The organism is Helicobacter pylori (assembly GCF_011140715.1).
Taxonomy (GTDB): Bacteria; Campylobacterota; Campylobacteria; order Campylobacterales; family Helicobacteraceae; genus Helicobacter; species Helicobacter pylori_DA.
Genome location: NZ_SFZZ01000059.1, coordinates 1 through 21,118 on the forward strand (window position 1 = coordinate 1; position 21,118 = coordinate 21,118).

The 21,118-nt window shown below is 37.1% G+C and carries 18 protein-coding genes and 2 pseudogenes; 6 read left to right on the forward strand and 14 right to left on the reverse strand.

Annotation, left to right across the window (positions count from 1 at the left end; all coding sequences use genetic code 11):
* The 9 genes from EWZ81_RS05740 to EWZ81_RS05780 form a co-directional block, all read right to left on the reverse strand.
* A partial coding sequence (locus EWZ81_RS05740) for an AAA domain-containing protein (RefSeq protein WP_240146751.1) occupies nt 1-1,373 on the reverse strand: 1,373 nt, incomplete at its 3' end.
* Between the two features lie 75 nt (nt 1,374-1,448).
* On the reverse strand, nt 1,449-1,625 hold the full coding sequence (locus tag EWZ81_RS05745) for a hypothetical protein (protein WP_000623380.1): 177 nt from the start codon (nt 1,623-1,625) through the stop codon (nt 1,449-1,451).
* Nucleotides 1,622-2,296, reverse strand: a complete 675-nt coding sequence (locus tag EWZ81_RS05750; RefSeq protein WP_165549319.1) for a MarR family transcriptional regulator — start codon at nt 2,294-2,296, stop codon at nt 1,622-1,624. Before EWZ81_RS05750 ends, EWZ81_RS05745 begins: the two co-directional genes overlap by 4 nt.
* 184 nt (nt 2,297-2,480) lie before the next feature.
* Nucleotides 2,481-3,473 (reverse strand): cell shape-determining L,D-carboxypeptidase Csd6, encoded by a 993-nt coding sequence (gene csd6, locus EWZ81_RS05755; protein WP_165549320.1) that lies wholly within the window; start codon nt 3,471-3,473, stop codon nt 2,481-2,483.
* On the reverse strand, nt 3,470-4,375 hold the full coding sequence (era, locus tag EWZ81_RS05760) for a GTPase Era (RefSeq protein ID WP_165549327.1): 906 nt from the start codon (nt 4,373-4,375) through the stop codon (nt 3,470-3,472). Before era ends, csd6 begins: the two co-directional genes overlap by 4 nt.
* Complete coding sequence (hslU, locus tag EWZ81_RS05765) at nt 4,375-5,706, reverse strand: ATP-dependent protease ATPase subunit HslU (RefSeq protein WP_165549321.1); 1,332 nt, start codon at nt 5,704-5,706, stop codon at nt 4,375-4,377. Before hslU ends, era begins: the two co-directional genes overlap by 1 nt.
* A complete protein-coding gene (gene hslV / locus EWZ81_RS05770) occupies nt 5,706-6,248 on the reverse strand; it encodes an ATP-dependent protease subunit HslV (RefSeq protein WP_026938760.1) in 543 nt (180 codons plus the stop codon). Before hslV ends, hslU begins: the two co-directional genes overlap by 1 nt.
* Before the next feature lie 3 nt (nt 6,249-6,251).
* Nucleotides 6,252-6,701 (reverse strand): 50S ribosomal protein L9, encoded by a 450-nt coding sequence (gene rplI / locus EWZ81_RS05775; protein WP_165549322.1) that lies wholly within the window; start codon nt 6,699-6,701, stop codon nt 6,252-6,254.
* 62 nt (nt 6,702-6,763) lie between these two features.
* Nucleotides 6,764-8,833, reverse strand: a complete 2,070-nt coding sequence (locus EWZ81_RS05780; RefSeq protein WP_165549323.1) for a DUF262 and DUF1524 domain-containing protein — start codon at nt 8,831-8,833, stop codon at nt 6,764-6,766.
* Nucleotides 8,834-8,970: 137 nt separating this feature from the next.
* On the opposite strand from EWZ81_RS05780, the gene glnA reads away from it, so the two are divergent.
* Nucleotides 8,971-10,416 carry a type I glutamate--ammonia ligase gene (glnA, locus tag EWZ81_RS05785; RefSeq protein WP_165549324.1) on the forward strand — a complete coding sequence of 482 codons (1,446 nt, stop codon included), beginning with the start codon at nt 8,971-8,973 and terminating at the stop codon, nt 10,414-10,416.
* 231 nt (nt 10,417-10,647) lie between these two features.
* Here the strand turns inward: glnA and EWZ81_RS05790 are convergent, their stop codons facing one another.
* A complete protein-coding gene (locus EWZ81_RS05790; protein WP_150245184.1) occupies nt 10,648-11,502 on the reverse strand; it encodes an SEL1-like repeat protein in 855 nt (284 codons plus the stop codon).
* A gap of 332 nt (nt 11,503-11,834) precedes the next feature.
* Here EWZ81_RS05790 and cag1 point away from each other — a divergent pair, with 332 nt between their 5' ends.
* The 5 genes and pseudogenes from cag1 (at nt 11,835) to cag4 (ending at nt 14,942) form a co-directional block, all read left to right on the forward strand.
* Nucleotides 11,835-12,182, forward strand: coding sequence for a cag pathogenicity island protein Cag1 (gene cag1 / locus EWZ81_RS05795; RefSeq protein WP_000785772.1), 348 nt, complete (start codon nt 11,835-11,837; stop codon nt 12,180-12,182).
* A gap of 15 nt (nt 12,183-12,197) precedes the next feature.
* Nucleotides 12,198-12,356: a cag pathogenicity island protein gene (locus EWZ81_RS08685; protein ID WP_077643551.1), complete on the forward strand. Its 159-nt coding sequence runs from the start codon at nt 12,198-12,200 to the stop codon at nt 12,354-12,356.
* Nucleotides 12,325-12,985: pseudogene (locus tag EWZ81_RS05800) on the forward strand (cag pathogenicity island protein). The gene EWZ81_RS08685 and the pseudogene EWZ81_RS05800 overlap by 32 nt, the downstream one beginning before the upstream one ends.
* Complete coding sequence (gene cag3 / locus EWZ81_RS05805) at nt 12,978-14,423, forward strand: type IV secretion system outer membrane cap subunit Cag3 (RefSeq protein ID WP_165549325.1); 1,446 nt, start codon at nt 12,978-12,980, stop codon at nt 14,421-14,423. Before EWZ81_RS05800 ends, cag3 begins: the two are co-directional and overlap by 8 nt.
* A 9-nt stretch (nt 14,424-14,432) precedes the next feature.
* Nucleotides 14,433-14,942, forward strand: coding sequence for a VirB1 family T4SS lytic transglycosylase Cag4 (cag4, locus tag EWZ81_RS05810; protein WP_042636882.1), 510 nt, complete (start codon nt 14,433-14,435; stop codon nt 14,940-14,942).
* 473 nt (nt 14,943-15,415) lie between these two features.
* On the opposite strand, the gene cag5 is transcribed toward cag4, so the two are convergent.
* The 4 genes and pseudogenes from cag5 to cagY all read right to left on the reverse strand — a co-directional run.
* Nucleotides 15,416-17,662 carry a VirD4 family type IV secretion system ATPase Cag5 gene (cag5, locus tag EWZ81_RS05815; RefSeq protein ID WP_165549326.1) on the reverse strand — a complete coding sequence of 749 codons (2,247 nt, stop codon included), beginning with the start codon at nt 17,660-17,662 and terminating at the stop codon, nt 15,416-15,418.
* Between the two features lie 8 nt (nt 17,663-17,670).
* Entirely contained in the window at nt 17,671-18,663 is a 993-nt protein-coding gene (virB11, locus tag EWZ81_RS05820) for a cag pathogenicity island type IV secretion system ATPase VirB11 (protein ID WP_033766122.1), read from the reverse strand.
* Nucleotides 18,664-18,667: 4 nt separating this feature from the next.
* Nucleotides 18,668-19,267, reverse strand: coding sequence for a cag pathogenicity island translocation protein CagZ (gene cagZ / locus EWZ81_RS05825; protein ID WP_000418815.1), 600 nt, complete (start codon nt 19,265-19,267; stop codon nt 18,668-18,670).
* A gap of 134 nt (nt 19,268-19,401) precedes the next feature.
* A pseudogene (gene cagY / locus EWZ81_RS05830) lies at nt 19,402-21,118 on the reverse strand (type IV secretion system apparatus protein CagY); the annotation flags it as partial.

Genomic DNA, 21,118 nt, shown 5'->3' on the forward strand with positions numbered 1-21,118 from the left:
TCTATGATGGTAACATCAAATTCCATCAATTCAATCCCAAGATGCTTAACAGCAAGACCAACACAAGTAGCCCCTAAAACTTGATGCTGACTTATTAAAAGTTGTTTGATGCCATTATCAATATCTCTAAAATCCTTGTCTTTTATACACTCATGCCATTTGTTCATATAGTGGTGCAACCTAGCATTTTTGGTTGCATTTATTGAATTCTGTTTTATCTTTTTTTCTATCTTTTCTTTATAAGATGACCACCAGTTTTCTAAAACATAGGGTTTAATGTTTTCATATTGCACCTTATCTTCTTTACCGATGCACACTATTGATCTAATACTCTGCTGTTGCAAGCCATTCAAAACATTGTCCACGGCTATATTTTGCTGAGAAATGATGCATACTTTAGCAAAACGGCTAGCGTTGAGAATTTGAAACACGATTTCTTTAATCACGGTTGTTTTGCCCGCTCCCGGTGGACCTTGGATTAAAAAGATATTCTTTTCATTGAGAGCTTTTAAGACAATTTCTTTCTGATTTTTTGTTAGTTGCTGATTATAAAACTTCTCAAGGCGTATGCCCAAGGGGGTATGAAAAATTACCTTTGGATCGAGCAAGAAACGCTTGAGAGCTTGATTGACAATCTCGTTTTGATTGAACCGTTCTAAAGCTTTTTTTTGCCGCTCCAAAGGGGTAATATAATCCGTTCTAAGAAACAAGAAACCTTCTTGTGGGAATTCAACTTCTTGTGGGAATGTAACACCCGGAGTTTTAAATTCTATACAGATCTCTTTATTAGTTTTATCAACTCCGCCGATCACTTTGCCTATTCTTTGGACTGCTTTTTCACCCACGAAACCATCCACTTTCGCTTCGATCGCACTCTCTATTTTCTCTATTTTAGGATCAGTAGTTTTAAAAGTGTATTGATGATTTTTCTGCGTATAAGATTGATAAGATATTTGCGTGTAAGAATTGGTTTGAATTTGGTGTTCGATGATTTGTTGCCATTTTTTAAAGGGGTCATACTCAGGCACTTGAATTTGGCTTAAACGCATCTGAGTTTGAGTATAGACTAGCATGTCTTCCATACCCACACCGCTTGCTACCGCTAATTCATCATAACGCCCTTTCTCTTTCTCATACACAAAAGTGATGCCTCGCTCTAGAGGAAAAATTTTATCGTTGAATTTTTCAGTGAAATTTTCAGGCAGTTCTCTAACCTCTTGTAATACGAGATGATTAGGAGTGGTGTGGCATTTTAGAATCAGATGAGCGATTCCCAAGGTTAAAATATTCTTGTGTATTCTAGCATCTATCTTTTCTAAGTCTTGGGCAAGCTGTAATCTGAGTTTCTGTTTGTCTAATCTTAATTCTATCAAAAGATTTTCATATTGTTTTCTTAAAGTATTGCGTATTATTTCTAATTGTTTGGTTTGCTCTCTAGCGGCACGATATTAGCCATAAGAATGGATCATATCAGCCAAACTAAGCACCACATCCACACAGACTAAGACTGGACTCACTTTAGCAATTCCTTTTGCTCCATAGTGTATGGCACTATAGATGATTTTTGTGTTGCGCATACCACGCGCAAAACGCCCATCGGTTTTAAAGAGATCGATGCTTATCATAGTTGCTTGCAGAGTGTTTCTATCTCTATAAAACACTCTTGCTCCCCATGGATTGCACGGATATATGTTCTCCCTTCGATTTTTGTAGGTGTTAGTGCCTTTGGATTGATTTTAAAAACTAAAAACCGCTCTACTCCCTTTGGTTCTAAACGCACCCTGATCTCATCTGAAACATCTTTGAAGTCTTTCGCATTATCCAATAAGTGCAATACCTGATCAATATCCTTGCGCACATTATAAAGCTCCTCAAATTCTTGTAGGCTTAAATCTTCTCCTGCGATGAGCCACCCACAAGAACAATCTGTTAGCTCTTGGCGTTCACGCCATCTTTTTATTTTTTCTCTCACTGCATTTTCTAAAAACACCACCCGATTTGTGCGATTAAATTTGTTGATTTCATCATGTAATTTTAAAATGTTGCACCCATAAGTGCTGATCTTGTGTTTTTCATTGACAAACCCCCGCTTTACTAAAAAATCTAGGTGTTTTTGAATGGTCATAAAATCAATCTCTGTAACTTGCGATAATTCATTAAGATTTAATCCATCTCCAAAAGCACGCAAGCAAAATAGAGTGAATTCCCCTATATCTTCAATTCTTTCCAAACAAAGACTTAGCTTATACCCCTGATATGGAATACTCACATCTATAAAACCAGTGTCATGCTTCATCCTTATAACTCCTAAAATCCTCTATTCATAATTCTTAATTAATATTTCTTAATCATTTGTTATTTTTAAAGCTTCATTCCCTTTTTCACTCTGTAAAGTTGCACGATTATTTCTAATGCCAATGACTTTGGCTTCCATTACTTTGTCTTTTATCGTGTCCTTGACTTCAGCGTCTATCCCTAGCTTATTTTTCCATTATAATAGACACTTGATTGTTTTCAATCTCTATATAGAGTTCTTTTTGAGAATTGGAGCTATAAGAGAGCTTGTTTTGCTGGTAGGCTTTGTAATCTTGGTCGAACGCCACATAAAACAAGCGTTTGTTTTGGGAGTTTGGGTAAGGGATCACATTGATAGAAGAAAAAGCGATATTCTTTTTTTCGTTTTTTGCAAACACCCTTTTTTTATACTCTTTAAAAGCGTTGAATTTCATGCCGTCATAGCGAGTGAAATTGGGGTTATAAAAACGCATGTAGCGTTCAAAATCGCCCCTAGCCCAAGCTTCTTTCCATTGAAAAAGGGAGCTTAAAATCATGCTCAATTCTTCTTTAGTGCTTGGGAAAAACTTGTCTTCATAGGTGATAAGGAACGCTTTTTCGCCTTTTAATACCTTATCATAAGAGCTTAAAAGCGGGTTTTCAATCGCAATACAGCCCTTGGTGTTCAATTCATTCCGATCGCCATTTAAAGGCATTCCATGCACCCAAATGCCATGCCCGGTGCGTTTTTTCAAGGTGTCATACAAATTAGGGTAATTCGTTACAAAAGCCAAAACGCCATAATATTGATCCAAGCGCTCTAATTTCTGCGTGATACGATACACTCCAATAGGCGTGGCCAAATCGCCCTCTAAAGTTTTATCACCCTTTTTAGAGCCTACAAGGGCTTTAGAGCTGTTGATTTTTTTAAGCATGTTATTTTCTATTTCATAAAACTCCAAACTGGGCTTGGATTTATCCGCCACAAATAAAAACTGCTTGTTTTGATAATAGCCAAAATCCGTGTCCTTGTTTTGAAGCTCTTCTGCCCAAAAAGACTTATCCGCTAAATAAGAATCCAGCTTTTGACCCACCACTTCTAAGCCTTGTTTTTGATAAAGGCGCATGATTTCTAACAAACGCTCATCAGCGTTCAATCCCACAAACCCCATTAATAGAGCCGGTAATATTTTTTTCAATCCCTATTCCTTTGATAGATATAGCCCAGTTTTTGCAAGCTCTTTTCTTCCTTGCTCCATGATTTTTGAGCGATCACTTGCAAGTTTAAAAAAACCTTTTTTTCGCCCACTTCTTGCATTTTCAATCGCGCGTTAGTTCCGATGCGTTTGATATTCACCCCGTTTTTGCCTATCACGATTTTTTTTTGGCTTTCTTTTTCTACGATAATATGCGCATACACCTTGTCTATGCGTTCTTCTTCTATAAATTTATCAATCATCACATCGCTTTCATAAGGGATTTCATCGCTCAAAAAATCAAACAAACTCTCCCTAATGATTTCCTTATAAATATCGCGCATTTTTTCATCGCTCATCAAATCCTTTTCAAAAAGCCATGCGCTAGGGCTTAAATGCTTACTGATGCATTCTAAAAGCGCGTTTAAATTTTGAGATTTTCTTGCGCTCAAAGGCACTAGATCTAAAAATTGCGATGAATATTTTTGATACTCTTGTAGTTTTTGTAAAACCTGCTTATGCGTGGCTGTGTCAATCTTGCTCAAAGCCAAGATATGGGGTTTTTGGCACAAACTCAAAAACTCTTCATACCCTTTCAAATCATCATGCACAGAAGCTAAAAAAACGCGCAATTCAGCATCGCCCATCGCTTTTAAAGCCTGTGAGAGCATGCACTGGTTGAGTAATTTTTCTTGATGATGGAGCCCTGGTGTGTCTAAAAAAATGATTTGGCTCTCATACCCTTCTTTATCTTTGAAAGGCACGATGCATTTCATCAATTTTCTGGTCGCATTAGCTTTATGCGAAACAAGGGCTAAATGAGCGTTTAATAAAGTGTTTAAAAGAGTGCTTTTTCCAGCGTTTGGTTTGCCCATGAGAGCTACAAAGCCCGCCTTAGTTTTCATCATAAAATATACTTCACCAAATTTTCATCAGCCACTAAATCCTCTAGCTTTGATTGAACCAACTCTTTAGTGATAGTAACATTTTGCCCCGAATAATCCTCCGCTTCAAAACTAATATCTTCTAGCACTTTTTCAATGGTGGTGTGTAACCTTCTAGCGCCTATGTCTTCGCTTTTTTGATTGGCGTTATAAGAAAGTTTGGCTAACTCTTTGATCGCATCGTCTTCAAACGCAATTTCTACGCCCTCCACTTTTAAAAGGGCTTGGTATTGCTTGATGATAGAGTTTTTAGTTTGGGTTAAAATCATATACATGATTTCTTCGGTTAAATTCTCTAACTCCACCCTTAAAGGGAAACGCCCCTGCAATTCAGGAATGAGATCGCTTGGCTTGGAGAGGTGGAACGCCCCGGCCGCAATGAATAAAATATGCTCTGTTTTAATAGAACCATACTTCGTATTCACCACACTCCCCTCTACAATCGGCAGTAAATCCCTTTGAACCCCCTCTTTACTGGGATCTTGACGGCTTCCTTCTTTAGAGCTTACAGCGATCTTATCAATTTCATCAATAAAAATCACCCCTGAACTTTCCGCGCGCTTCAAACCTTCCATTTTAATGGCTTCGCTGTCTAAAAGCGTGTCGCTAATTTCTGCCTTTAGTGCTTCTTTAGCCTCTTTAACGCTTAAAGTTTTTTTGACTTTATCCTGTTCTTTATGGAAAACCTTAATCAAATTTTCTTGAACCCTTAAAATTTCAGGCGGCACATTGGAATCAATCTCTATGCTTTTTTTACGCACTTCAATTTCAATTTCTCTACTATCCAACTCGCCTTGCGCGATTCTTTGTTGCATTTTTAAAAGGCTGTTAGCGTATTCTTGTTTTTTTTCTTCGCTCACGCCATTAGGCAAGGGGGGTAGGAGTTTTTTAGCGATTTTTTCTATAACCGCTTCTTCAATCTTGTCTTTTAATTTTTCTTTATGCTCATTTTCCACTAAAAGCACGCTATTATTGACTAAATCCCTTACCATAGACTCCACATCGCGCCCCACAAAACCCACTTCCGTGTATTTGCTCGCTTCCACTTTCACAAAGGGGAGTTCCATGATTTTTGCTATTCGTCTTGCGATTTCAGTTTTACCCACGCCAGTAGAACCAATCATTAAAATGTTTTTAGGCGTGATTTCTTCTTGTAAGGACTTTTCCAGTTGCAAACGCCTGTAACGATTCCTAAAAGCGATAGCGATAGACTTTTTAGCTTCCTTTTGCCCAATGATGTATTCATCCAAATAAGCGACAATTTCTCTTGGGGTCATATTCAATTTAGACATTAAAGCTCCAAAATTTTAATATTCGTGTTGGTGTAAATGCAAAGATCCCCTGCGATTTTTAAGGACTCTTCTACAAGTTTTCTAGGCTCTAAATGAGCGAAACGATCTAAAGCCCTAGCCGCACTCAAAGCAAAATTCCCCCCACTTCCAATAGCAGCGATCTTATTGTCTTCAGCTTCTAAAACATCGCCCGTGCCGCTCAAAATAAAAATGTGATCGAAGTTTAAAACGATCATCATCGCTTCCAATCGGCGTAAATACTTGTCTTTGCGCCATTCTTTGCTGAAATCCACCACGCTTTTAAACAAATCCCCTTTTTTGCTCTCTAAAATGCGTTCAAACATATCAAACAAACTAAAAGCGTCCGCCGTGCTCCCGGCAAACCCGCTTAAAACCTGGTTGTGATACAAGCTCCTGATTTTTGTCGCATTGGCTTTGACTACGCAATTACCCAAAGTTACCTGCCCATCGCCTCCAATGAGCGCGAACTTCTTATTGTCAAATTCCCCTCTATAGCCCAAAATCGTCGTCGCTTCAAACATTTTCTACTCAGCCACCACATCAATTTTAAACACGCCCACAACCCCCGATCCAAGCTTGACTTCAATCTCATAAATCCCTGTGCTTTTAATCGGGTGTTTGAGTTCAATGTCTTTTTTATCTAAATTTAAACTCGCATGCTGTTCTTTCAAACGCTCCGTAATCTCTTCTTTAGTGATCGCTCCAAATAAAGAGCCGTTCGCGCCGACTTTTTTATGGATAGTCAGCGTGATGGTTTGTAAGGTTTCTACCATTTGCAATTTTTGCGCCTTTTCTAGGGCTTCTTTTTCCGCTTTCTTTTTAACTTCGGCTTTGTATTTGTTGATCACTTCATTAGTGGCGAGTTTGGCTTTTTTGTTAGCGATTAAAAAGTTATTCCCATAGCCATCTTTAACCTCACACACTTCACCCGCTTTGCCTAAATTTTTCACATCTTCTAGTAATAGAACTTTCATCATATCCCCTTTAAGTTGTAAGTAATTTGTAATTATACTCTTTATTTTAACAAGTTGGGTTTTTATTGCCTATTCCTACCACCCATCTGTTTTTCTAAAGCCTGTCTAATCAATCCCAAACAATAAGGGATATTCTCTTTTGTTTCCAACTTCACTTCCATGTTTCCAAAACATGGACGACCAATCTCAGAAACATCTTCGATCTTTAGTTTTTCCTTTATTTCATCTTGCAATTCATTCAATTCCATCTTTAAATACAATTTTAAGTCTTTGTTTTGCACAACAATATCCACAAAATTTATTTTAAAAAACTTATAAGCTATATATTGTTGATTAAAATTTTCAGTTACCCTTTCATCAAGGGCTTTAATCTTTTCTCTTAAAATATCAAATAATTCCCTTGAATGGGGGCTAAACTTATAAGAGCTTAAATCATAAACCTTTTTTTCTTTCTTAGATTTATATTCCTCTAATGTTTCTGCCTCTAGAATTGGGTAAGTCCAAATCTTTAAAGCCCAATCCGCCAAATCATTAGCTCTTTTTTCAATCTCTTTTTCGCCAAAAGATTCTAAATCTTTCAAACTTTGATTGAGCTTTAACGGGCTTTGTTTAAAGCCCTTCTCCATATCTCTTTTTTCTTGGAAAGATTTGTTGCTGTATGTAGAGTTATAACCGGTTCGAGTGAGATTGCCTATTGTGTTGAGGTATTTATCGTGTATCTTTTGAAAATTTTCACCCAAATCCCTTTCCCATTCTTCCGTGAGTGTTTGAGGCATGATGTGCTCAATAGTGCATCCCTTAGTATTGACCGGCTCTTTTGTGTCAAAATTTTCTAGCCTTTCAAAAAAGTATTCCTTTTTTTTAAAACGATAAAAATCTATCGTAATAAAAAGCTTTTTAAACTCATCATTGTTTGGAAATCTTTGTTTTTCTGTCAGAGAGCCAAAATGCGCTTTTAGGCTTTCAAAATATTCATCTTTTTGGATGTGCTTTGTAACAGAGGGAAAGACTTTATTGAGACTATTTGTGCCAAGATCGCACACCGCCCTTCTGCAAATATAGCTCTCTATCAAAGCGATAATAGGGATAAAATCAGCCTTGGATAAAACCCCATCGCTATAATCGCTATAAAGCTCTAGTAATAGCGGATAAATCACATCCATCTCTAAATCCACCAAAAAACCTAAAGCCTTGTTTAAATCCTTATCGGCTTCTTTTTTGAATACGATCTGGCAAAAATACCCGCAATATTTTTGTAAATCTTTCAATAAATCTTCTATTGCTATCCCCTCTTTTTGCTGGTAATCCTTGAGAGCTACATAAACCTTCTTGATATTAGGGATTTCTCTTGTTTTAATCGTGAGGTAATGCCGGACAAACTGATTAAACAATTTTTCATTTTGTTTAAAATCCTCCTCCATAGCCCTCCAATACTTCTCATAAAAAATCTTTTGTTCTTCGGGCTCTAATCCCATTAAAATGTAGTTTCTGATCAAATCCGTTTGTGCAAGTTCCATACCTTTTGAGTTCATGCTCTCAAAGATAAGTTGAGGATCATCTTCTCCTTTTTCTAAAGCAATATAAACTATCATAAGCTTTTCTAATCCTTTAAAAATCGTTTCTAGTTTGTTGGTGTTTTTACGGATCCATTCTTCAAATAATTCAAAATTTTTCACTATTTTTGATGAAGGCTTGCTCGGTTTTCTTCTGTCTTTATCAATCAAAGATAGCAAGGTATCTTTATCAGAGTCTGATAGGATGAGTCTGAATTTCTTATCGCCGTCCTTATCGCTGTTGATAAGATAGTGGTCCTCTATTTCTTTACGCTTAACTTCATCGCTCCAATGATTTCTCAAAGCGGTGAGTAAAAGCGTGATAGTGGTAAGCCTTTGTTGGCCATCAATGATGAGTAATGTATTGTCAGAGTGCGTAATGCCATCTAGCACATACAAAATAGAACCGATAAAATGCCCGTCCATCTTATCATCTCCACCAATTTTTATAATATCATCCCATAATTCTTTGCATTGTTCCTTTTCCCAGCTATACACCCTCTGATAGATGGGAATAACCAATTGATTCTTTTGATTGTCTTTAATAAATTTTAATAGTGGGGTTGCCTTTGCTTCCATAAATAACACTCCTTGATTTAGCGGATTTTACCGCATGCATCTTAATAAAACTTGATACAGATTTTACTTTTTTACCACATAAATGCTATAATCACCCCTATCAATCAAACTCAATTCATAACAATTAAAGGTGGTTAATGGTAGTAAGAACTCAAAATAGTGAAAGCAAGATCAAAGAATTTTTTGAATTTTGCAAAGAAAATGAAGTGGAATTTGTGGATTTTAGATTCAGCGATATTAAAGGCACTTGGAATCACATCGCTTATTCTTTTGGGGCTTTAACGCATGGCATGTTTAAAGAGGGGATCCCTTTTGATGCGAGCTCTTTTAAAGGCTGGCAAGGCATTGAACATTCCGATATGATTTTAACCCCCGATTTGGTGCGTTATTTCATTGACCCTTTTAGCGCGGATGTGAGTGCGGTCGTGTTTTGCGATGTGTATGATGTGTATAAAAACCAGCCTTATGAAAAATGCCCTAGAAGTATCGCTAAAAAAGCCCTAAAACATTTAAGAGATTTGGGCTTAGGCGATGTGGCTTATTTTGGCGCAGAGAATGAATTTTTTATCTTTGATTCCATTAAGATTAAAGACGCTTCCAATTCCCAATACTACGAAGTGGATAGCGAAGAGGGCGAATGGAATAGGGATAAAAGCTTTGAAAATGGAGTCAATTTTGGGCATAGACCGGGAAAACAAGGAGGTTATATGCCTGTGCCTCCAACGGATACGATGATGGATATTCGCACAGAAATCGTGAAAGTCTTAAACCAAGTGGGGTTAGAAACTTTTGTCGTCCATCATGAAGTCGCGCAAGCGCAAGGCGAAGTGGGCGTGAAATTTGGGGATTTAGTGGAAGCCGCTGACAATGTCCAAAAACTCAAATATGTGGTTAAAATGGTCGCTCATTTAAACGGCAAAACCGCCACTTTCATGCCAAAACCTTTATATGGGGATAACGGGAGCGGGATGCACACCCATGTGAGTGTCTGGAAAAACAACGAAAACCTTTTTAGCGGCGAAACTTACAAGGGCTTGAGCGAGTTGGCGTTGCATTTTTTAGGGGGCGTGTTGCACCACGCTAGAGGGTTAGCCGCTTTCACTAACGCTTCCACTAATTCTTATAAACGCCTAATTCCTGGCTATGAAGCCCCATCCATTTTAACCTATTCAGCTAATAACAGGAGCGCGAGCGTGCGTATCCCTTATGGGATTTCTAAAAGCAGTGCGAGATTTGAATTCAGATTCCCGGACAGCTCATCAAACCCCTACTTGGCTTTTTCAGCGATTTTAATGGCAGGCATGGATGGCGTTAAAAACAAGATCGATCCCGGCGAAGCGATGGATATTAACCTTTTCAAATTGACTTTAGATGAAATCAGAGAAAAGGGTATCAAACAAATGCCCCACACTTTAAGGAGATCGTTAGAAGAAATGCTAGCCGATAAGCAGTATTTAAAAGAAGGCCATGTCTTTAGCGAAGAATTTATTCAAGCTTATCAGTCTCTTAAATTCAACGCTGAAGTGTTCCCATGGGAGAGCAAACCCCATCCTTTTGAATTTATCACCACTTATTCATGCTAAAACAATGAGTGGGTTAATAATCCCACTCTAAAAGTTTAGAATAAGGCAAAAATACCTTATTTTTAAATAGAGTGGTTGAAAAAATTGATTTTCTTTGCTTTTTAGTTTTGTTCTAATAGGGTATTGATCATAAAATTTAAAAAATAGCTTAAAGGCATTTTTTAAGATTAAAGCAAAGAATTTGATTTTAGCCAAGTGATAGTAAAGATTAGGTAGATGTATTTTCTACAACTACAGAGCTTCCATGGCTTTTTCATAGCCAAATTCTGCGGATTTTTGCAAGAATTTTTTAGCCCTACTTTTTTGTTTTCTGGTGCCAAGCCCTTCTTTATAAGCGATCCCAATCCTATAAAGGATCTCCCCCATTTGTTGTTTGAGTAAAATAATATTGCTTGAAATTTCAGCAATGTCTTCCCAAAGAAGTGTCTTATCTTTGATTTGAGTGGATTTCTTAACAAGTATTCCAAACTTCTTTCCAAATTTTATAGGATTCGCACTCAAACCTGAAAGATCAATGAATCGCGATCCAATAAGCATACTAGTGAACACAAGGTTTGGTAATCTAAAATTGTTAGCAAAATAATTTGTGCTTTTATTAGAAAACATGCGAACCACATGCCTGTAAGTCTTAAGCGCTTGTTTCAAATCCTTTTTCATCCCTAAGCCTTGCGCTTGCATGCGTCCTAAAATAAGAGCGCCCCCTAACAACCCGCTCCCATACCCTTTGATAGCGTTTTGTGCATAGAATTGCGCTTTTTTGTAATCCACTTTCACGCCCTTTCCCTCCAAATACATTTTGGCTAAATAAACGCTGCCAAGCCCGATGCTGTATTCTTGTGCCAATTTAAAATCTTTAAAGGCTTGTTTGTATTGGCCTTGATTAAAATGGTCTAAACCATTTTCAAAATAATATGTCTTATGATTTCGCGCAATTTCATCCCACTGATTTCGCGCCCTTTCATCCCAATCATCACTGATGCTAATATATTCATCAGCTATACAAAGTGAAAACGGCAACAATAAAACTAGTAAAAGCAATAAAGGCTTTAAAAAAGAGAGGGTGGTGCGATAAAAATCTTTAAACATGTCAAGTCCTTTTACAATTTGAGCCATTCTTTAGCCTGTTTTTCTAGCCAGATCACAAGCGAACTTTCAAAGCAATTTGAATGGATAGCAGTTGAAGACTTGCAAACAAAGAACATGATTAAAAGAGCTAAACTCAAAACTAAACTTAAAAATGTCAAACAAAAGAGTGGGCTTAACCGATCTAACTTACTATCAAATCATCTCTTTTTTAGATTGCAAACAACAACATAATAGCAACAAGCAATAGGGAGATGGTTTCATATTTTTTGCTATAATAGCATGAATTTGTTTCATAGTAACAAATTGAGAATATACCTTATGGAGGTAACACTATGGCTGACACAATCAATACAACTGAAACAACCCATGAAACAAAGAAGCCAAACGCTTTTGTAAATTTTTTCAAAAACAATTTGACTGATAAGCGTTATGATTCATTAGGTCTCATTGGAGCGGGGGTTTTATGTTGTGTTTTGAGCGGTGCTATGGGGATTGTTGGGATAATCTTTGTCGCAATAGGAATCTTTTTGTCTTTTTCTAATATCAACTTAGTGAAATTGGTTGAAAAATTGTCCAAAAAACAACCTAAAGCGGCCACAACTGTCAATAACGAAACCCAAAAATCTCAAGCAGCAAGCGTTACCAACGAACCAACTGAAGCTAAAGAGACTAAAGATTGAGGTAAAACAACGATTTTGACTGAAGAAAGAATAAGGGAAAATCTCACAAATTTAGGTGTTTTGGTGGTTTGTTACTCACTGCATGACTTACACAAGCAACCTATAAATTCTTTTTTTAGATTTAAGAGTAGTTGTTTGCAATATGAGTCTAGCTACGAGTTACAATGTGAGTAATAATTTTTCTAAGTTTAATATTAAGAGAGTCAGAGGGTATTTGATTTGTCTTGTTTGTAACACACCTAAAATGATACAAAGAGGATTGAATGGTGTCTCATTTTATGGTTGCTCTGATTATGTAAATAAAGGCGACTGTAAGGGCGTTTTACGAGAAATAAATGGCTCAATGAAAATGGTCTGCTTGCATTGTGAAAACACGCCCATAATGGAAAAAGTAGAAAGTGGTAGGGGAGGAGCTTACGCTTGTAAGAATTGCAACAGGAAGTTTTACTTTATCGATCTTGCAAAACAAAACGAACGAAAAAAAGGTTTAGAAAAAGAAAAAAAAGAATTGCTTAATAAGACTGAAAAGAAAAAAATCAAACGCCTTGAGCGTTTCATTTTGGCTGGTGTAAAAGCTAATATTAAAGAAAATTCTTTTTTCTTAGGATGTAAAAATTATCCTAAGTGCGAATGGACTGCTAGTATGGATTCACAAGATCTTAAATGTCTCAAATGCAACAGATTAATGAAAAGAAAAAAGAGTTTCAAAAACAATGAGTTTTTTACAGCTACATCGCTTACCTTAAAATGCAATGGAATTTTGTCTCTATATCAATCTGAAAAAAAAGGAAACCAATGTTTAGAAAACTAGCAACCTCTGTATCGCTCATGGGCTTACTAATCTCCAACGCTCTTTATGCTAAAGAAATAAGTGAAGCCGATAAGGTCATTAAGGCCACTAAAGAAACTAAAGAGACCAAGAAAGAGGCTAAACGCCTCAAAAAAGAAGCTAAACAGCGCCAACAGATCCCTGATAATAAGAAACCTCAATATGTCTCTGTTGATGACACAAAAACTCAAGCGCTTTTTGATATATACGACACCTTGAACGTGAATGACAAAAGCTTTGGGGATTGGTTTGGTAATAGCGCTTTGAAAGACAAAACTTATCTCTACGCTATGGATCTATTGGATTATAACAACTACTTATCCATAGAAAACCCTATTATCAAAACAAGAGCAATGGGGACTTATGCGGATCTGATTATCATCACAGGTTCGTTAGAACAAGTCAATGGGTATTACAATATTCTAAAAGCGCTCAACAAACGCAACGCTAAGTTTGTCTTAAAGATTAACGATAAGATACCTTACGCTCAAGCGACTTTTTTGAGAGTGCCAAAAAGAAGCGATCCCAACGCCCACACGCTTGATAAGGGAGCATCAATTGATGAAAGCAAGCTTTTTGAACAACAAAAGAAAATGTATTTCAACTACGCCAACGATGTGATCTGCAGACCCAACGATGAAGTGTGTTCGCCCCTAAGAGATGAAATGGTAGCTATGCCCACTAACGATAGCGTTACTCAAAAACCCAATATTATTGCTCCTTATAGCTTATATAGACTAAAAGAGGCAAATAATGCCAATGAAGCCCAACCATCACCTTATGCCACTCAAACCGCTCCTGAAAACAGCAAAGAGAAGCTCATAGAAGAGCTAATCGCCAACTCCCAACTCATAGCCAATGAAGAAGAGAGGGAAAAGAAACTCTTAGCAGAAAAAGAAAAACAAGAGACTGAATTGGCTAAATACAAACTCAAAGACTTAGAAAATCAAAAGAAACTAAAAGCTTTAGAAGCAGAGTTGAAAAAGAAAAACGCTAAGAAACCTAGAGTAGTGGAAGCGCCTATTCCTCCTAAAACAAGTGATTCTGATGAAACAATGAGAGTTATCAAAGAAAAAGAGAACTATAATGGATTATTAGTGGATAAAGAGACCACGATCAAAAGAAGCTATGAGGGGACTTTGATCAGTGAAAATTCTTACAGCAAAAAAAGCCCTCTCAACCCTAATGACTTGAGAAGCTTAGAAGAAGAAATTAAGAGCTACTATGTCAAGTCTAATGGCTTGTGTTACGCTAATGGCATTAGCCTCTATGTAAAAATCAAAAATGATCCCTACAAAGAGGGAATGCTGTGTGGTTATGAGAGCGTTCAAAAACTGCTTTCACCACTAAGGGACAAGCTCAAATACGACAAGCAGAAGTTACAAAAAGCGTTACTGAAAGATTCAAAGTAAGTTAAAGTTTTGTTTGAGAAATGGATTGGTCTGACTTTGCTTCTTAATTCCTTAGCCTATCCATGCCAAAAGGTAACCATTAGTTTCAAGCAGTATGAAAATCTTATCCATATCCATCAAAAAGGTTGCAACAATGAAGTGGTGTGCAGAACGCTTATTTCTATCGCTTTGTTAGAAAGCTCTCTAGGGTTGAACAACAAGCGCGAAATTTCCACAAAAGACACTTCTTATTCCATGTTTCATATCACTTTAAACACCGCTAAAAAATTCTATCCTACCTACTCTAAAACGCTTCTCAAAACCAAATTGTTAAACGATGTGGGTTTTGCGATCCAATTAGCCAAACAAATTTTAAAAGAAAATTTTGATTATTACAAACAAAAACACCCCAACAAAAGCGTGTATCAATTAGTGGAAATGGCAATAGGCGCTTATAATGGGGGAATGAAACACAACCCTAATGGCACTTATGTGAAGAAGTTTCGCTGCATTTATTCTCAAGTGCGTTACAACGAGTAGAGCATACTAACTATTTTTGAATCTTTGTAATTTTTACAAGCAATCTTGGTGATACACTTCTACTATCTTATGAATTTATAATAATATCATTTACATCATTATCTTTTAATTTTTCTAAAATATATTTTGCTTCTTTTTATTAAGATATTTTGTCTTTTTATTTTTTGGAATAGGCTTTTGCTTTCCTTATAAAGACATATAGCGTAAGAATTCTTCCAATTCATGCCATTTTCTCTGGGCATAGGTGCTGTAAAAATGGATTGATGAATTTTAATCTAGCGCATGCAGCAATCCAATAAAAGCGATGGCTAGCAAATCAAAGAACACACAAGCTTTTGATGAGTGAAAATTTCACTAAAGATATAGGAAAACTCAAACGCTTCATGCAAGACAAAGATTATTTTTTTAGCAAAGAAGCGTTTGATCTGATTTTGAAGGATTTCTAGAACGAAATCAATGATTAGAAATTAAAATCACAGTTCGCTTGAACCCACAGGCACTAAAGACTTGTCATAGCTCAATTCACCTCTAGTTTTAGCGGCTTGCAAATCATCGTAAAAAGTTGCTTGATTTGGCACTTTCCCTAATTTGTATTTCTTGCTCAAGCTTGGACTCACCTTAATGAGCTCATCGGTGAAGAAGGGATCATCATAGTAAAGCGCCTTGTGGCATTTGATGGGTTTGAGCGTGTTTTCTAAAATGATAAGCTCATCGCCCATAGTCATCAATTCATCAGGGGTCATCAAAAACCGCTCCTTGTTGCTGATAGAAGTGTTGGTCTTACCCGTATTGTCATCAATGCTTCGGCTCACATCTTGCCTTGTGTATTTCCCTAACACTTTAGAAAGCTTTTCAAAATGTTCATAGTAGTTATCGTTGTTGATCCCATAATACATATTCAAAGAAAGGTTGTCTAAAATAGTCTTAGCGCCATTCCTGCCATAACCAAGTGGGGGATCATTTTCTAATTGCGCCTTACTTTGAAACACAAAAGCAGGGCGCATGTTGTATTCTGCCATGATCCCTACCGCTTTAACAAAGGTCTCTAAATAGCCACACAAAGTGAATTCGTCCATAAGCATCAAGCAACTTCTTTTGCATTGTGGATCATGGATTGGCAGAATCAGGTTGCTATAAATCATCACGTTGAAAAACAGCTCTAATATCGGTCCAACAATAGTGCTTTCTTTGGGGTTAGCGATCACGCCAATACTGACCTCATCGATCCTTAAACGCCTAAAATCAAAATCATTAGCGCTCGTGAAATTCCTGATCATTGCGTTATTATAAGGAGCAAAGGCTGAAGTGTATACCCCTTGAACCGAGCTATAAGTTTCTCTAGCGCCACCCATTGTCTTGAAGTTATTCCACATGTTTCTAGTGGCAGGACTAAGCGCTCTTAGATTGTCGCCACTCTTATCTTCTTCACCTCCAAAAAATTCCATTAAAGACACGACTTTTTCCATGTTTGTGTCTTCATCAATCAAGTTGATCCCGCTTGCCATAGAACCTATGAAAAACATCGTAGGGGTTTCAGGCATGATGATTTTTTTTCTTTTGACAAACTCAAGCCCCTTTTTAGTCCACATGAGATCCCTATAAATATTGCAATTGATGACAAAGAGGTTTCGCGCTTGATTGCTAAAAAAAGGATCTTTTTCATTGGGTCTTTCAGGGAACACGAGCTTAGCCAATCCAAAGATTTGAGTGGAAAAATCCCCCCCACTAGCCACCATGCCATGCCCTTTTAAGCGTGTGTCAATTTGAGAGAGTATGTCTTCAGTCAAAACCACATCATTACCAAAATCCACGTAAGCGAAAGGATTAAATCGGTGTGTTTTTAAGGAGAAAGGTTCATAGATGAACACTTTTTGGTTGAAGCGTTTTTCTCTGATTTTTCCGCAAGTCTCCATAGTGTCAGCTTTAGGGTCAAACACAACGATATTTTGAGGATAATTGATCATATTGGGCATGATGAAACCCACACCTTTACCGCTTCTGGTAGGAGCAATCAAGCCAATGAACGCCTGTCCTGCGTAAGCGATAAAATCCCCCAAGCCACGCCTGCCTACAATAACCTCTCGTTTGTCAAAGGCGCGTTTTTTGTTGTTGGGCGTAATGAGCTTGGCTTTGATCATTTTCTCTTCAGTTTCCCAACTCGCGCTACCAAAGAGATCATCAACTTTTTTATTCGCTCCTATATCTCTAGTCCGAGTTAAGTATTTTAAGAACCACACAAAAAAGGTAATGAAGATATAAGAGCATAAAATAGAACTATATACGACTAAGGATATATTGAACCCATAAATCTTGAGTGAACTAAAACCAAGCGCTTTAAAATAGTATGCAGGAAAATCTTGTATCGCATAGATCCATATATCAAAAAGATCATCATCACTTTCAGGCAATCTATTATCACCATAAAAATTACCTAAGAGAATCAAGAAAAATAACCCTGATGTGATAAAAGAATAGGATAGTAATAGTATCGCTTGCAACCAAAAGCCAAAGGTTTTAACCCTTTCTTTCAGCCCATCTATAATGATTTCTTTAAAGCTTTTTTTCTTTTGAGGCTGGTTGGCTTTATCTTTAAGAGCCTTTTTTTGAGTTTTTATGAATTTGTAGAGGAAAAACAACGCTATTAACCCTATGAAACTAAAAATAACAACCAACTTATAATCCTCTATGAAGTATAAGGTGTTATACAAAAAGTCTTCCATTGTTCCTACTACCTATGTTTGATATAAAACTCATCACACTGTTTGTGGTGGTTGATATGGACAATTATATCAATCAAATCTTTAAAGCCTTCAATGAGACTTTCAAACTTGATATTCCTTGCTGCGCTATTAGATGAACTCATGTTGGCTAAACGAATAAACGCTTCTTCACTGCTCCCTGCATGCAGAGTGGTTAGCGTGCCTTTATGACCGCTACAAAGCACATTATAAAAATCGTATGCCTCACTGCTTCTGAGTTCCCCTAAAATGATTCTATCAGGCCGCATTCTCAAACATGACTTTAAGCAATCAGCAGAGGTGATATTCCCACCAAAAAAAAGCTGTGTGTAGTTCTTGTGGTGTTTGAATACAATCTCTTCGGTGTCTTCAATGGATATGATCCTTTCTTCTTTGGGGATAAACTCCATGATGCTTTTGATATAAGTCGTTTTACCGCTTCCTGTGCCACCACAAACAATCACATTTTTACCAATAGCAATACCATCTTTAATCGCACTGATCGCTTGTTCTTTGTTATCTAGTAGATTATAAAAACCCTGCTCTTCAAAGAAGCTATGAGGATAGGTTGTTTTGCTAGGTATCCTTATGGATATGGAAATGGTTTCATCATTAACTGTAACAGGGGAAAGGACAATCTGCACCCTTTCACCATTCGCTAAATTGCTGCTCAAAATAGGATTTTCATAGTTGTCTATTGTTTTTTTCTTAAAACTTGCACAACACCGAGCAAAATGCATTAAACGAGACAGACTAAAGGCTTTCCTGTCTCTCACGTCAAATGGTTGCCATTCGCCATTATTTTTTAAAACCCATACAACCTTGTTCCCATTGTAACAAATCTCAGTGATATTTTCCATTTTTAAAAAATCACCAAAAAGTTCTTCAGTAGCATGCCTTAGAGGATTTAATGCCGCTTCTTTTAAAGCTCTTTCTACTTCTAGAAATTTTTTATCTTCTGCACTCAATCTGTCTTCAGTCATGTTCTTATTCCAAATTTAATTTTAATTGGGTTATCAATTTAGCTCTTTCTAAAGAAGTGAGATAAGTCTTATTTTTGCTCAAAATGATATATTTAGTCCCTATATCTTGGACAATCTCATTGAGCTTCCTCCCAAAATCATCTATCCCTAGAATCTGAAACGCCACGCCCATCATATTGCCATCTATGAATGGCGGTAAATACTCTCTTGGCAGATAAGAAGCCACTAGGTCTGAAATTCTTGCCACTTCATCACACATGAAATTATTGAAGTTGTCAGAAATTTCTGCAACAAACTCCCCAAGCGTTAGTTCATTTTTGATCGTGCTTTCTGCAAAAGTCTTTTCTTGTTTGCAACGATTGTAACTGGCTAACACAAGGTTGTTTAAATAGTTGTAATAAGTATCAAAACTAATAAAATTCTTTTGCATATTGATTCTTAACTCTTGAACTCTTCTCAAAAAATCTTGCGGATCGTTGCTATCTTTTAAAGAAATGGCGTAATTTTGAATAAACTTATCCCTTACTTCATTCGCATTTCTCATAAGAGAGCTGTTGCTGTCTAAGATCTTTTGTCTTTCTGCTTCATTGAAACCTAGTTCCATTGCTGTTTCCTTTCATTGTTTTTGCTTGGTTTTTTCCACCACTATATCCTCTAGAAGAGCCTAGTTGGTTTTGTCTTTTATTTTGTAAAGAACCGAGTTTAATAACATGAATACATTTTATCCTTTCTCTTGAATCAATTGCCACCTTTGGGGCTTGTGGTGATTTCTTCATGTTCTCTAGACAAAGTTTTGGTGCTTTGTTTGATAATTTCATCTACCACAGATTTGTTGGTAATTTTAACATCATACACGCCACTAAAATCAATATCGTCCATTGTGAGAATCTTAATACTATCGCCCTCGTTTTTGTAAAAACTTGGGGGGATATTCATCAGTTGCCCTAGAATTTGATTAGACATCTGAGCTGAACTTTGCATACTGCCATTGATAGCTTGACCCAAAGCGTAATTAAATTCAGGTGTCCTTTCACTTCTGCCTTTGCCAAGGCCTATGAGTTTATCTAGGGCTATGATAGGCGCGGTTTGCAAGAAGCTATTAACCACGCTTGCTATCACAGCAAAGCCTATGCGCTTCATGAAGTGATTATTCACATAGCCATCTACCCCTGCTTCACCCAGCATGCCTGCTGCTTGAGCGTTTGCTAGAGGTATAATCACCCCATCAGGCGTAATGGCTTTAGTAAAGACTATCATTAAACGAGTCATAATAGGCGTGCCACCCTTCACGCTTTGATAATTCCCATACACCTTAGTGCCTTTGTCTAATAAGATCATAGTGCCGTTCATGTTCCATACATCTTTGGCTACAACCCCACTCACTATACCCGTGAGAGTGGCATCTACTTTAGAAGTCAGAGTGATTTCAATGGGGGTGTATTGCGCTAAAACAAATGTGGGATCACTCTTGCCTATAAAGGCCTGTTTGACAGGGCTTGTTTCATCTTGTTTTTCTTCTTTCTTTTTATCGTCAATGGGATTACCATTTTCATCTACAAAATCCCCACTCTTTTCTTTTTTGTTCTTAAGAGCGATTTCGCTGATATTTTTGGCAGTTTCTGCGACATCTTTGTCTATCTTATTGCTTTCTGCTTTAGTTTCTGCTGTGGGTTTTTTACTTTTTTCTTTATCGTCATCTTTTTTATCGCCACCTAAAGCCTTAGCTAATTTAGCTTCTAAACTCTTATCCTTAATGGTTTTCTCTGTTTCGTATTGCTTAGTAATATCAGGCTCTATGGAAGCATAAATAGGATTATCGCTAGCTATTTTGTCCGCATCAACATTAGTGGCATTAATAGTGGCAATATCGCCACCATTTTTAAAATCCATTGGCAACAATGGATAACCTTTAGCCGCCATGTTATCAAAGGTTTTGCGGTTTCTTAGTTCGCTATAAATCAGATCCACTTCATCAGCTTGTCGTTTGATTCCTAGAATTAGTGCCCTTTCACTATCGCTCAAGCCTTCTAAACATTGCTCTATGGCCTCTTGATCAGTAGGGTCATCTAAGTTATCCAAGCACTCGCTTGCTTGATGCAACCTTTCTGTTTTACTCAATTGATTTTGTTTGTTCTGTGCCCTTTTATTTTGGATTTCTTGGATCAAATCGCTATAAAGGTTTTGGCATTTCCTTTTTTCTTCATCGGTCCTAGCCGTTTTCAAACAATCCAAGACAGCCTTTTCTCTAGCTTCTTGCAGGTATTTGAGCTTCTCTTCATCGCTCAAACCATCCAAACACTTCATGATAGCCGCTCTGTCGTTAGGATCGGCGTTTTTCAAGCAATCTTTGATCGCTTTATCTTTTTGTTGGAGTTCTTTCGCTAAGAACTTTCTCGCTTCAGGGGTGAGTAATTTCTCGCATTCCTGTTTTTCTTTTTCATTCCTAGCTCTTGAT

Bases quoted from the DNA above. Each gene is read 5' to 3' on its own strand.
- EWZ81_RS05745 (WP_000623380.1), bottom strand. From the start codon at position 1,625: ATGATAAGCATCGATCTCTTTAAAACCGATGGGCGTTTTGCGCGTGGT.
- EWZ81_RS05750 (WP_165549319.1), bottom strand. From the start codon at position 2,296: ATGAAGCATGACACTGGTTTTATAGATGTGAGTATTCCATATCAGGGG.
- virB11 (WP_033766122.1), bottom strand. From the start codon at position 18,663: ATGACTGAAGACAGATTGAGTGCAGAAGATAAAAAATTTCTAGAAGTA.
- hslV (WP_026938760.1), bottom strand. From the start codon at position 6,248: ATGTTTGAAGCGACGACGATTTTGGGCTATAGAGGGGAATTTGACAAT.
- hslU (WP_165549321.1), bottom strand. From the start codon at position 5,706: ATGTCTAAATTGAATATGACCCCAAGAGAAATTGTCGCTTATTTGGAT.
- EWZ81_RS05780 (WP_165549323.1), bottom strand. From the start codon at position 8,833: ATGGAAGCAAAGGCAACCCCACTATTAAAATTTATTAAAGACAATCAA.
- glnA (WP_165549324.1), top strand. From the start codon at position 8,971: ATGGTAGTAAGAACTCAAAATAGTGAAAGCAAGATCAAAGAATTTTTT.
- era (WP_165549327.1), bottom strand. From the start codon at position 4,375: ATGAAAACTAAGGCGGGCTTTGTAGCTCTCATGGGCAAACCAAACGCT.
- EWZ81_RS05790 (WP_150245184.1), bottom strand. From the start codon at position 11,502: ATGTTTAAAGATTTTTATCGCACCACCCTCTCTTTTTTAAAGCCTTTA.
- cag1 (WP_000785772.1), top strand. From the start codon at position 11,835: ATGGCTGACACAATCAATACAACTGAAACAACCCATGAAACAAAGAAG.
- cagZ (WP_000418815.1), bottom strand. From the start codon at position 19,267: ATGGAACTAGGTTTCAATGAAGCAGAAAGACAAAAGATCTTAGACAGC.
- cag3 (WP_165549325.1), top strand. From the start codon at position 12,978: ATGTTTAGAAAACTAGCAACCTCTGTATCGCTCATGGGCTTACTAATC.
- cag5 (WP_165549326.1), bottom strand. From the start codon at position 17,662: ATGGAAGACTTTTTGTATAACACCTTATACTTCATAGAGGATTATAAG.
- rplI (WP_165549322.1), bottom strand. From the start codon at position 6,701: ATGAAAGTTCTATTACTAGAAGATGTGAAAAATTTAGGCAAAGCGGGT.